Below are 12,457 nucleotides of genomic sequence, written 5' to 3' on the forward strand. Positions count from 1 at the left end.
GTATGAATCGGGTTACTCCATTATTACTTTGCACATTAACACTGCCTTTTGGCAGTGTTAATGCCAGCCAAGAGTGTGCACGCTGGGGCGAGTTTTCAACGCATGCAAATACAAAAATGACCACTCTTAATACACCGAGTCAAAATAAACTCTCAGTTTCAGGTGACTTGGTATACCGACCATTACTAAAAACGGATAAACATTACTGGCTAGGTTTACAATTATCCTCTGCTGTATTACAGCTCGACAATACGCCTATCCAAGCACTGTATTACGGCGTGCCGTTTGCAGTCAAAATTGCCTCATCAGGCGATATTTTAGACTATCATTTTGCTGCCAAGCTCAAACCTGAAGATAAACAAAAGTTAATGGCTATCTATCAGCAATTTCATGTTGAGCACTTAAAGCAGGTCGATTTAAGCGCACCTAAAATTCTCGAAGAAACAGACAATTTAGGCCGTTATCGAGTCCATTACCAAACTCTGGCTAATCAGGCAATTCAAAAGCAAAAGCTGAGCTATACGTTAACAACCCAAGGTACTCAGTTATTTTCCTTCAAAAAACCGGAGATAAAACAGGACTTATTTACTTTAAACATCACAGATTGTTGGATAAGTGAATTACAAGGCTACAACAATACCTTGGTAGAAAGCGCAAAAGGCGATATTAATATCAACGTCTATCAAACGATCAAATATAAGCAAAAACAGCAACCTATTGCCGCCGATATCGCATTAATGTCATTACCGCTGTCACCACAACAGTGGCCTCAACTCCCCCAAAGTAGTGTCTACCCTAAACCAAAGCCCGTGCCACTTGCTAGCGCAAAAAGCTTTACTAATTTATTGTTAAGCAAAGACTTACGCGCTCTATCTACAGAGGCATTGCTACAGCTTATCTATGATAACCAAATACATTTAAATGCATTACACAGCTTGATAAAACAAGGCACCTTCGAAGATAAACAGCTCAGTCGTTTACTACTCATGATTGGTAAAAGTGATTTTACGTATGCCCATCAATTATTAGCTGATCTATACCTAGATACGGAACTCGATGCCAATCAACGATTTCGTAGCTTAATGGCCTTGAAATATAGCGAGCAACCTTTGTCACCAAAACTCGTTGATTCTATTTACAGTCATATAGACAGTGAAGAGTTGACCACAAGCGACGAAAAACTAGCACGCACAGCGCTAATGGTCTTGGGCGTTATAGCAAGCAACCAAGCGGGCAGTGAGTTTGCCCAGTCGCTAACCGCTTCGCTTGCAGATAGACTCGTGACCACCCGCGATACTAAAAAGCAGGCCACTTTGCTAACGGCATTAGGCAATAGTGCAGATGCGACACATCAAGAGAGTATTTCTAAGTTCCTGCGTAATGATGATGCGAAGCTTCGCGCGAAAGCCGCACAAGCATTGGGAAACATGCCAAATGAGGTAAGCCTAGGCTACTTAGAAAAGTCACTCAAAAATGAACCTAATACAGACACACAGCAAGCTTTGCTCTCAGCCATGGGGAACAATCAACTCTCCGAGCCACAAATAGACAAAGTCATTGGGTTTGCGCAAAAGCAACAAAGTAATACAGTACGAGTTGCAGCCATCAATGCAGCCGCAAAGCAAATGCCTCATAATCAAGAGATTAAAGAAAAACTCAAACCACTACTCAAACAAGAGCGCGATCAGCAAGTCCTCAGAGCGCTTATGAGCGCTATCCACGGCCATAACTAGTCAACAATGGGCATGGATGCCCTGTTCAATCATAGCCCTTTAAAAGCATATAAGCAGCCCTGCTGCTTCCACCCAACGAGATAAGTAGATCAGACATCAATATTTAATTTCAACCAATGCTTAAAAATTTAGGTTCTGAATAGACAATTTAATAGAATTTTAAGGGAATTTAAAAACTAAGAGGAGAAATATGTTTTAAAAACATAAATGGCGGAGTGGACGGGACTCGAACCCGCGACCCCCGGCGTGACAGGCCGGTATTCTAACCAACTGAACTACCACTCCGCAGTGGTATGTATATGTTCTTTAAGATATCAAATGGCGGAGTGGACGGGACTCGAACCCGCGACCCCCGGCGTGACAGGCCGGTATTCTAACCAACTGAACTACCACTCCGCAGAGATATCTTTTTACGCTAAATGGCGGAGTGGACGGGACTCGAACCCGCGACCCCCGGCGTGACAGGCCGGTATTCTAACCAACTGAACTACCACTCCGCAGTAAGCGTATTGTCATATTTTTTTGCTAAAACACTAAAAAGCCAAATGGCGGAGTGGACGGGACTCGAACCCGCGACCCCCGGCGTGACAGGCCGGTATTCTAACCAACTGAACTACCACTCCAAGTGATTTAGCTTGCTTCTTTAATTAAATGGCGGAGTGGACGGGACTCGAACCCGCGACCCCCGGCGTGACAGGCCGGTATTCTAACCAACTGAACTACCACTCCAAAGAAGCAATGCACAGATGTAAGCGAGTTGGCGGAGTGGACGGGACTCGAACCCGCGACCCCCGGCGTGACAGGCCGGTATTCTAACCAACTGAACTACCACTCCAGCTTACATCGCGATACAAAATTAAGTGGCGGAGTGGACGGGACTCGAACCCGCGACCCCCGGCGTGACAGGCCGGTATTCTAACCAACTGAACTACCACTCCGCGATAACTTTGTATCTCACTGACAAGGTGTGCTCCCTGACAGCGGCGTGAATAATACGAATGACCCCTTTCAGAGTCAACTATTTTTTTGAAAAAAACTGAATTTTTAGCGATAAATGCAGTTGCACGATGAAAATTACATCACCTTGTATAGAACTCAATCAAAAAAAGCGACTATACGGGTTATGGCTCTCACATCGGTTGTACTCATTGAGCTAAAAAAGTTATCGCTTATCATCCGACATGGATAAATTTAGTACATCACCTGAGTCGGAGTCACCCCCTTCGGCGCTATTTTCCTCACCAACGACCAACTCGTCATCCTCATCTTTCGATTTTTTCTTCAAAAATGGTAATGAAGTCGGTAACGGAATTGAGAATTTCAGTGGCTTGTTTTGCACAAACACTCTTATTGCCAACCAGCCCAGTAGTAAAACCAATAAATTACCCACAACGACAATCGTAACGATGAGCACAGGACTTGTTTCCGGCTCAACCGGTTCTGGCTGTTCTAGTAATTCGGCAGGCGTTATGGGTTTAGTTAATTCAGGCACCTTTTCAATCGGGCGCTCTATTTCGAAATTATAGTCCGGTATGGATGCCATAAACTCACGGCCATTGATATTTTCACCAAATGCCGATAGCTGGATGCTGTAACGCCCCCAATCATAATTCTTTATTTGCAGTTGGCGATAAAATCGCTCGGCCTCATCGAGCGTAAATAGTTGCTCTTCGCCATTAGGGTAAAGGATCTTCCCCTGTAAAATGACAGTCTCTGGTTTGACGATTTCGCGGTTAAGTTTGATCACAAGCTCGTGCTCAAACTCTTCATCATCTGCCAATTGCAGTTCAAAGCTAAATGGCGGCTCGGCTATAACAATAGGATCTTTGACCACTCGCCTTTTTAAGATCGGTGTTTCAATGTAAAACTCGGGTTGCCACTCTCCGGCAGGGAAAACCAGCCTAAACTCGCCTGTGAATATTCCATCGAGTGGCCGCTCATCAAAATCTCGGCCATCATCTCTGAACTCAGTCACACTTTGTGTGCCCGCACCAAAGTTCGCATACTGCTCATTATTGGTGCTGACAAATTCAACATACAAAGTGACCACATCTCTGAAGTAACCCACATCAATCGACTTTCCGTCATTGGTCACCCGGCCATTCACCTTCAACATTTCACCGCGAAAAAGTAGCGGCGGTAAGGGATCGACAGCCAACTCAATTTCGCCTAATACCATAATTCGGCTGTCTTGCATGATCTGCCCAAGGACTTGCCAAGGCCCGGGCATTGGCTTATCTATAATAATGAGGTCGTAACTAATCTCATCAAACCACTCTAGACTTTCATCTTTTACAGAGTGAATAGAATAAATTTTACTGCCATCCGGCCTCACAAGCACCACGGCAGGGGCGCCAGGCGCCCTAAAAAATAGCAAAGTGATTTTATCAACGTTGTAGTCAATGCGAAATCGATTATCTAGCAGCGGGATTTCATTTGATACTCCATCACGTTCTAACATCGTAATGTCTGGCGTTTCACAATAAGCCAACCAACTTAAAAACGTAAACAACACTGCTAAGCAAATGCGCATTAATCTTACCTCGTTATTGTTGCCATAGGCTTTGGCCACATGCCTTATTAACTATTTCCATTCTTTCTTTATGTGCAATCTCTTCATCTTCACTGGCATGGATCACTCGCAACTTTGGTCTATCAGCTGCCAATCGTCTAATCCCTCCAGTATCGCTCTGTTGTTGACCTTCAAGCTGTTGTGCCAGATTTAGTTTTTTCTGACCTCCTGTCATGGCCAAGTAAACGTCTGATAAAATCTCAGAATCCAGTAATGCGCCGTGCAGCGTACGTTTCGAGTTATCAATATCATAACGTCGACACAGCGCGTCAAGACTGTTCTTTTGACCAGGATGCAAGCCACGGGCCATAACTAATGTATCAAGTACTTCACACACGTCATTGGTCGTTGGGAAGCCCTGATTAAGCATTGCGAATTCATGATCCATAAAGCCCACGTCGAACGGGGCATTGTGGATCACCAGTTCAGCACCTTCAATATAGTCTAGAAACTCTTGTGCAACTTGATGAAAGTATGGTTTTCCACGTAAAAACTCATTGGTAATACCATGTACATCAATGGCTTCTTCTTCAATATCTCGTTGCGGATTGATATACACGTGGAAGTTATTACCGGTAAGGCGTCGGTTAACTAATTCTACACACCCTATTTCAATGATTCTGTGTCCGGCTTTGGGGTCAATGCCGGTGGTCTCTGTATCGAGTACTACTTGTCTTTTTTGCATACCGTTGGCTGCCTAACTTTGCTATGGTTAGCGTCTATCTGCCCATTCTACATAAAACAGGCGAATTCGTGCAAAAAACAGTAGAAATTTATACCGATGGCTCATGTCTTGGCAATCCAGGGCCTGGTGGCTACGGTGTGTACTTAAGCTATCAAGGCCATGAAAAACAACTCAGCCAAGGTTACCAACTAACGACTAACAACCGAATGGAGATGTTGGCAGCCATTGTCGCACTGGAAACACTGAAACGCCCTTGCCAAGTTATACTCTACACCGACAGTCAATATGTTAAACAAGGCATTGAGTCTTGGCTTGCCAATTGGAAAAAACGGAATTGGCAAACCGCAGCAAAGCAGCCAGTAAAAAACGTCGATTTGTGGCAACGACTAGACGAGGCATGTCAACGCCATGATATACAATGGCGCTGGGTAAAAGGTCACGCAGGAAACAAGTACAATGAACTGGTTGACGATCTCGCGCGCGAAGCGGCTTCTCGAGATGCTCTACTCGAAGACACCGGCTATATTACTTAATCATTTTCACTGACTTTTTGCTGGCTGCGACTGTGCTTTAATCTCGCGCCTTTAACCGCTGGCGTCCATTTAGGCCTCGCGTGCCACTTAGGTTTAATCGGCGTCAACGGAGCGACGCGTTTACGCGCAACGAGCATATACACACTTCCCATGGGCTTTAAATAATGTCGGCAAAATCGACGCCATGGTGCAAATCGAGATAGCCGCGACCCTCTCGCCAAAGAAGCATGAATAAAACGCTCATCAGCAATGATTTCAAAACCGAGTAAATTTAACCAGTCTTTCACACGCGAAGGCGTAAAAAAACGCCCAGACCAAGGCAGCTTTTCGCCGCTAAACGGCAACATATGCGCAAGCCCGCATAAACTGAACGGGTTGAACCCAGTGATCACAATATAACCACCGGGGATTAAGGTACGATGTGCTTCACGCAAAATATGATGGGGGTCTGAGTGGTACTCTAGACATTGAGATAAAATACACGCATCAACACTATGTTCGTAAAAAGGGAGTTCATCTATCTCAGCTATCACGCCAGCATGCGGGCCACTCGAAGAAATACAGACTTGATGATCGATGAGGCTCTCAGAGGTGTCAAGCTGCCCGCTGAGGCACCCCAACTTAAGCATATGATAGCCAAACATCCGGGGAAGCCATCGCGCCATACGCCGCTCAATGCCCGCTTTTAGGTACTCTCCGTGAGGAAAGTCCTGCCAAGATTGTGGTTTAGGTCCTTGCTGAAAACTTAATGCTGGTTTCATCCCGTACGCTCGTTATACTTACTAACACCTTCACTTTATAGAGCAATGAGTTATGGCGCAAGTTGAACCGATAAAGGCATTTAACGATAACTATATCTGGGCCATATGTAGTCAACATGAACAGCAAACTTGGGTGGTCGATCCTGGTCAAAGCCAACCCGTGTTAACATTTTTAAAAGCAAACAACCGTCGACTTAGTGGTATACTGATCACCCACCACCACTGGGATCATACGGATGGCGTCGCCGAGTTGCTGTTACAGTTTCCTGATATTCCCGTTTATGGCCCTAAGGATTCAAAGTTTTCCGGCATAACACACCCACTCTCGCATAATGACAATGTAACTATAGCAGGCATTACATTTAAGGTCGTGGAAACGCCCGGGCATACGCTTGATCATATATGCTATACCAATGAGCAGATAACGTTTACAGGCGATACTTTATTTAGCGGGGGATGTGGCCGCCTTTTTGAAGGCACCGCAGAGCAAATGTGGCACTCGCTAGAGTCGCTGAAACAATTACCCGACACCTGCCAGATATACTGCACTCATGAATATACCTTAGCAAACCTTGCCTTTGCTCAAGCGGTAGAGCCAGAAAACCAAGTTTTGTCCGATTATATCGCATGGTGCCACCAGCAGCGAGAAAAGGACCTGCCTACCCTACCCACAAATATGGAAAAAGAGCGCCACATTAATCCGTTTTTACGTGCCGACCAAGCACATATCTTGGCCCACTTACCCACCGATTTACAGGGTTTATCAGACCAACACTGGCAATCCTTCGCCAAATTAAGATTATGGAAAGATAACTTTTAATAAAATGTTTACCACAGCGAACAAGCCGCTGTGGTATCTAGTGTCCATGGCACATTTAAATTATTTCAAGTGTTAATAGTGCTACAGGTCCTATTGTTGAAATATTTTAAACACCTCAAGTAAGAAAAATACGATAACTTCCCAATTAACTCAGATAAAGGTAGAATCGTCGAGTTTTTGCCCGACAAAAAGAGATTTATGAAAAAGCCACTGCTGATAATTGCGATTTTGAGTTTAATCACAGGCTGTGAATTAACACCAACGCAACCCCAAGAAACTGATGTACGTGATCACGCAAGTCCTGCTCAAATAAGTGACGTACTATCTCATGCCATTCAAGAGCCTATTGAAGCGGACGAGCCACCACCAGTCTTTGATGATGTATGGGAACGGATCCGTTATCAACTGTCCATTCCGGTACCACAAAATCGTCCCGTCGTGGCAGAAAGAAATTACTATCAGCGCCACCAATCTTATTTGGATCGGATCTCTAAACGCGCAGAACCGTACTTGTACTTTATTGTAGAAGAAGTGGAAAAGCGCCAAATGCCAATTGAAATTGCGCTCCTACCAATTGTGGAGAGTGCATTTGACCCATTTGGTTACTCACATCGCAGTGCTTCAGGTATTTGGCAATTTATGCCACAGACTGGTGAACGCTTCGACCTCAAGCAAAATTGGTGGTATGACGGTAGACGCGACATTGTGCAGTCAACTCGTGCGGCATTGGACTACTTAACCTATTTGCACAAAACACTAGATGGTGACTGGTTAAATGCCATTGCAGCCTATAACTCAGGTGAAGGCAGAGTTATGCGAGCGATTAGAAAAAATCGCAAAAAGCACCTACCCACGGATTTTTGGTCTTTAGATTTACCGCGAGAAACCACGGCTTATGTCCCTAAGTTACTGGCCCTTTCTGACCTGTTAATGCGTCAAGAAGAATTCAAAGTGACATGGAACAAAATCATCAACGCACAAGTTGTTGATACCGTAGAAGTCGGCACACAAATTGATTTAGCACTCGCAGCAGATATGGCGGGAATTTCATTAACTGAACTCTATCGTTTAAACCCGGGGTTCAACCGCTGGGCGACGGACCCTAAAGGTCCACATAGTTTATTATTACCCACAGATAAAATCGCACAGTTTAAGGCCAAGTTGGCCAATACACCAATGCAAGACAGACTGCGCTGGCAATATTACACGGTCAACCGCGGAGACAGTCTATCAGTCATCGCGAATAAATTTGATACCAGTCCATCGGCAATTCAAACGCTCAACAAACTTGATAGCCACATCATTCGCGTAGGTCAAAAGTTACTGGTGCCGTTAAGTGAAGGTGAACTTAAAAGCGAGCATTTACCGACGTCAGTGAGAAAAGTCGCCAATAAAGCCCAGAAAAACAAGCATACACATACTGTAAAAAGTGGTGATACATTATGGGATATTAGCCGAGAGCACGACGTCACCATTAAGCAGTTAGCCGCTTGGAATAAACTCAAGACCAGCGCTGTACTAAAGCTTGGTCAAAAGCTCACTATTTATAAATCACAGCCAAAGACAAAAACTGCAGGGCTCAAAACAACCGAGCGAACAATCACTTACAAAGTTCGTAAAGGTGACTCATTGGCACGAATCGCGTCTAAATTTAATGTCACCATCAAAGACATTATTAAGTGGAATAACATCGCTGGGCAAAAGTATTTACAACCAGGACAAAAGCTTAAACTCAAAGTTGATGTTAAGCGCGCATAACTAAGAAAGGCCTCATCTGAGGCCTTTATTATTCACGTTCACAAACCTGCTATCCACTGAGCCAACCATGGTTCTACTGCCTCCCAAGGCTCAAAGTATTCACCGGCATCGACATCCAGCCTTGGCTGTACAACGTTGGCATTTAATTGCTGAAGCAGCGCATCAATTTGACGCCCAGCACCACAATAAGTATCACCATAACTGCGGTCTCCAAGCGCGACTACACCCACGCTTTTATTCGTCAACATTGGCATTTGCGCCTGCATTTGAATAAATAACGGATATAGGTTATCAGGAATATCACCTTGCCCAGTCGTCGATGACACAAACAGAGCATGCTCGGCTGATTTTACTTGCTCTAACGTTGCAGGCTCTGCAATATCGACTTGATGCCCTTGAGCATTTAAATGAGTCTGTATTTGCTCAGCTAAATTCTCTGCATTGCCGTAAACACTGCCTACAAATAAGGTGATTGATGCCATTACTGATAATCCTTCTCCGTTGACGGCCAACCTAGCTGACGGCAAATGTCCAACATTGCCTCACCTAACTTGGCACGAATTAATATAGGTTCATTAGTATAAGGATGGAAAAACTTTAGCTCAGTTGCAAATAACATCAACCTTTGCAGGTCAAAATGATCACGGAAAAAGTGATTATGCTTGTTATCGCCATGATTTACATCACCGATTATTGGTGTGGATAAGTGGTTCAGATGCCTGCGGATCTGATGTTTTCGACCTGTCTTAGGAAAACACTCTACCAAAGAGTAACGAATACTTGGATATTTACCAAAAGGAATATCCAAGCTTGCTTTGTGTAGACACTTCACAAGGGTCTGCGCCTCTTGAGGTGCCTTATCTTGATCTGCAAATTTATCTGCGATTTTATCCAGCTGCTCTTTTAATGGTTTATCCACAAAGATTTCATCTTTGCTATGACCACGTACCAAAGCAAGGTAACGTTTTTGAATTTTGCCTTCAATAAATACTTGATTCATATCTCTGGCCGCTTCAGAGCTCAAAGCAAATAATAAGACCCCACTTGTTGGCCTATCCAAACGGTGCACTGGGAATACGTGCTGACCTAATTGATCTCTGAGCATCTGCATTGCAAATTGGGTTTCTCGTTTATCTAAAAAAGAACGATGAACGAGTAGGCCTGATGGCTTATTGATAGCCACATAGTGTTCGTCTTGATAAATAATTTCTAGCATACTTCACTACGCCCCACGTGAAATGAGCGTATCAATCTCACTTAAACACTTGAATAAGGTTTGCTGATCAGGGTGTTGTGCAAATGCCACATCACACATAGGTGAAATCGCAATGTTGGTAGGTAAAGGTACACCTGTTTCTATCATCGCCTTTATTTTCGGGATAAAGACAAATTGCAGCCATTGCTCAAACCTCAACGTATCACAGCAAAAGGGCTGTACAGACGCCAATGCTTGCTCATCAATCGGCTCAGCTTGCCAAAGTTGAGCATGTTTTAACTGTACTTCTAAATCAGCGAGATGCTGTAAAACCAATTGACTCACTGTCACGCCTCTATTTTCAATATCAAAGTTGGCAGTATACCACTTGTGTCAATTATGCACATTTCCCCAATACAAGTATTAGACTTCAACCTCGCTCCCTCCCCTTACTCCCCGCAGCAAATATCGTTATACTTGTACCCACTGTAATTTTTCGTGAGCAAATAATGACGACACATATTTCTACCTTAGGTGAACTTTTAACTTCAGCGGGCACGCAATGGCGAGTATATGACATTGGTCGTCGCATAACGAAAATAGACAAAAAGCAATTTGACCAAATTGAAAACACGCAGGTCCCATACCCATACCCTTTAGGTGGACATGCACTTTTGGCAATTCAATTTTGGGATAATCAGGCTACTCTTGATCCCTATGTTTGGTTTTTAAAATTTCCACTGGATGAACAAAGCAAGCTTAACATCGCCAGTCGGGATCACTTTGCATCCATGGTCATAGAAGCACTCGGCACACAGCTGACCGGCGAAGCTGCACAAGGGAAATTAGATAACAACCCGTATGTGTATACGCCTAATGCCAACAAATTAGCGGCTTTCAATGCCCTAATGAAATGTGAGCTAAAGCGCCCTGCCTCCACATATTATGAAACTGTAGAGCACTACTTTGCGTCACAGGGGCAAACCGATTGGCAGAGCATCGCGCTGCAAGGTCTTGCTGATTTCGCGATGCGTTTATCACATGGTCAAAATCAGGAAAACCTCATTGCACTTTGGCCGGCTTTACCAGAGCAAGTACAAAGCCCACTAGCCGCGATGCTTGAGCATGTCAGCATTTCTACAGAGTTGACTGAGTTTTTACAAATGCAATTAAACACGCACCTATCAGAGCACAATTTAACTGGTGCGGTTAATAGCTTTAGAGCCATGTCAGGAAGCCATGGCCTGGGGCTCATTGCGCAATCGGTTGATCAACTACTCGCATCACCGCAAAGCCTAGAAGCGGATATTTTATTGACCATTGCTGGACGAGGTTGGGAAACGCTGACTGATCCAGACAGACTCTACATGTTCATGGATAAAGCCGCTCAAAATAGTCAAATAGAGGGCATTTTTGAAAGTATTTTTGCCGATTTGGTTGCAATTCCTATGCTTCGTCCTCATGTATTAGGTTTACTGAGAGCGCAAAATCGCAGCGACACACTATCAAGGGCAATTGGAAGGCTATTTTCATAAATGATCACACTTTGGCTATTTATACTTATTTTTTCATCATGCGGCTTTTTTTGGTTCAGTCGGCAAATTGCTGAAGCTGCGCGGGATCATGCGACACAACAGAGTGAAAAACTTAATGTTCAGTTGCTCAGTGTCGCCTGCCAAAAACGTCGTTTAGGTGTCTTAAAGAATGGCCAATTGGGTATTAAAAGTGAGTTCCTGTTTGAGTTTAGCTCAGACAGGGATAACGCTTACAAAGCGACTCTGTATTTAGAAAATCAAACGTTGGTAAAAGTTGATGTGCCGCCACATCGCATCGTTGAATAATTGCGTTGAGAAGGTAAAATAGTGGTTTAAAAGAAACTAAGGCGTAACCCTGATTGTCACGCCCCAATCCGACGATGTCCCTTTGAGGTATCCGCTACCTCTGCCTACAACATACAAGCAAGCCGCCAACATTCATCATCCCCTGAACGGGTATACATCCAATCACACCCGATCTTCATCCATGCCTTCATCCTATGTGTATCCTACACTCATTCCCCTTCGCATTGTCCTTGTGCGCTCCAAACTAATCCCTTGACACTTCCTATGCCCGTACATCCTATGTATTCATCTCCCTTAAACACCTTTTCCTTAGGCTATCCTATCCCTTTCGACATTTCCTATGTCTGCACATCCTGTGCGCTATCCTATGCCACCTTGGCTCCGCTTCGCCTAGTCCTCGGCGCTCCTATCCCTTTTCGACACTTCCTATGTCTGCACATCCTGTGCGCTATCCTATGCCACCTTGGCTCCGCTTCGCCTAGTCCTCGGCGCTCCTATCCCTTTTCGACACTTCCTATGTCTGCACATCCTGTGCGCTATCCTATGCCACCTTGGCTCC

12 protein-coding genes and 7 tRNA genes are annotated in these 12,457 nt (G+C 44.4%); 6 read left to right on the forward strand and 13 right to left on the reverse strand.

Annotated features, from left to right (window positions below):
* The first annotated feature begins 2 nt into the window (after positions 1-2).
* Positions 3-1,733 carry a HEAT repeat domain-containing protein gene (locus N473_RS03165; RefSeq protein ID WP_063366693.1) on the forward strand — a complete coding sequence of 577 codons (1,731 nt, stop codon included), beginning with the start codon at positions 3-5 and terminating at the stop codon, positions 1,731-1,733.
* A 208-nt stretch (positions 1,734-1,941) separates the two neighbouring features.
* On the opposite strand, the gene N473_RS03170 is transcribed toward N473_RS03165, so the two are convergent.
* The 9 genes from N473_RS03170 to dnaQ all read right to left on the reverse strand — a co-directional run bounded on the left by N473_RS03170 (position 1,942) and on the right by dnaQ (position 4,990).
* Positions 1,942-2,018, reverse strand: a tRNA-Asp gene (locus N473_RS03170).
* A 34-nt stretch (positions 2,019-2,052) separates the two neighbouring features.
* Positions 2,053-2,129 (reverse strand) — tRNA-Asp (locus N473_RS03175).
* 24 nt (positions 2,130-2,153) lie between these two features.
* Positions 2,154-2,230, reverse strand: a tRNA-Asp gene (locus tag N473_RS03180).
* Between the two features lie 49 nt (positions 2,231-2,279).
* Positions 2,280-2,356: transfer RNA gene (locus tag N473_RS03185), tRNA-Asp, on the reverse strand.
* A gap of 29 nt (positions 2,357-2,385) precedes the next feature.
* Positions 2,386-2,462 (reverse strand) — tRNA-Asp (locus tag N473_RS03190).
* A 29-nt stretch (positions 2,463-2,491) separates the two neighbouring features.
* Positions 2,492-2,568, reverse strand: a tRNA-Asp gene (locus N473_RS03195).
* A gap of 26 nt (positions 2,569-2,594) precedes the next feature.
* Positions 2,595-2,671: transfer RNA gene (locus N473_RS03200), tRNA-Asp, on the reverse strand.
* A gap of 224 nt (positions 2,672-2,895) precedes the next feature.
* Positions 2,896-4,266, reverse strand: coding sequence for a TIGR03503 family protein (locus N473_RS03205; protein WP_039608461.1), 1,371 nt, complete (start codon positions 4,264-4,266; stop codon positions 2,896-2,898).
* A 13-nt stretch (positions 4,267-4,279) separates the two neighbouring features.
* Positions 4,280-4,990 (reverse strand): DNA polymerase III subunit epsilon, encoded by a 711-nt coding sequence (dnaQ, locus tag N473_RS03210; protein ID WP_039608460.1) that lies wholly within the window; start codon positions 4,988-4,990, stop codon positions 4,280-4,282.
* A 68-nt stretch (positions 4,991-5,058) separates the two neighbouring features.
* Between dnaQ and rnhA the strand changes: the two genes are divergently transcribed.
* A complete protein-coding gene (rnhA, locus tag N473_RS03215; RefSeq protein ID WP_063366694.1) occupies positions 5,059-5,523 on the forward strand; it encodes a ribonuclease HI in 465 nt (154 codons plus the stop codon).
* Here the strand turns inward: rnhA and N473_RS03220 are convergent.
* Complete coding sequence (locus N473_RS03220; protein WP_039608458.1) at positions 5,520-6,284, reverse strand: class I SAM-dependent methyltransferase; 765 nt, start codon at positions 6,282-6,284, stop codon at positions 5,520-5,522. The genes rnhA and N473_RS03220 overlap by 4 nt on opposite strands.
* Positions 6,285-6,336: 52 nt before the next feature.
* On the opposite strand from N473_RS03220, the gene gloB reads away from it, so the two are divergent.
* Positions 6,337-7,104 carry a hydroxyacylglutathione hydrolase gene (gloB, locus tag N473_RS03225; RefSeq protein ID WP_063366695.1) on the forward strand — a complete coding sequence of 256 codons (768 nt, stop codon included), beginning with the start codon at positions 6,337-6,339 and terminating at the stop codon, positions 7,102-7,104.
* A gap of 198 nt (positions 7,105-7,302) precedes the next feature.
* Entirely contained in the window at positions 7,303-8,862 is a 1,560-nt protein-coding gene (locus tag N473_RS03230; protein ID WP_063366696.1) for a lytic transglycosylase, read from the forward strand.
* A 38-nt stretch (positions 8,863-8,900) separates the two neighbouring features.
* Here N473_RS03230 and N473_RS03235 read toward each other — a convergent pair whose 3' ends face one another.
* The 3 genes from N473_RS03235 to N473_RS03245 are packed head-to-tail and all read right to left on the reverse strand — an operon-like array spanning position 8,901 to position 10,402.
* Entirely contained in the window at positions 8,901-9,344 is a 444-nt protein-coding gene (locus N473_RS03235; protein ID WP_063366697.1) for a flavodoxin, read from the reverse strand.
* Complete coding sequence (truC, locus tag N473_RS03240) at positions 9,344-10,078, reverse strand: tRNA pseudouridine(65) synthase TruC (protein ID WP_063366698.1); 735 nt, start codon at positions 10,076-10,078, stop codon at positions 9,344-9,346. Before truC ends, N473_RS03235 begins: the two co-directional genes overlap by 1 nt.
* A gap of 6 nt (positions 10,079-10,084) precedes the next feature.
* Positions 10,085-10,402, reverse strand: a complete 318-nt coding sequence (locus N473_RS03245; RefSeq protein WP_081220923.1) for a YqcC family protein — start codon at positions 10,400-10,402, stop codon at positions 10,085-10,087.
* 164 nt (positions 10,403-10,566) lie between these two features.
* Here N473_RS03245 and N473_RS03250 point away from each other — a divergent pair, with 164 nt between their 5' ends.
* Positions 10,567-11,592, forward strand: coding sequence for a DUF3549 family protein (locus N473_RS03250; RefSeq protein WP_063366700.1), 1,026 nt, complete (start codon positions 10,567-10,569; stop codon positions 11,590-11,592).
* Positions 11,593-11,898 carry a DUF3301 domain-containing protein gene (locus tag N473_RS03255; RefSeq protein ID WP_039608451.1) on the forward strand — a complete coding sequence of 102 codons (306 nt, stop codon included), beginning with the start codon at positions 11,593-11,595 and terminating at the stop codon, positions 11,896-11,898. It begins immediately after the preceding gene.
* The last annotated feature ends 559 nt before the right edge of the window (positions 11,899-12,457 follow it).

The organism is Pseudoalteromonas luteoviolacea CPMOR-1 (assembly GCF_001625685.1).
Classification (GTDB): Bacteria; Pseudomonadota; Gammaproteobacteria; order Enterobacterales; family Alteromonadaceae; genus Pseudoalteromonas; species Pseudoalteromonas luteoviolacea_K.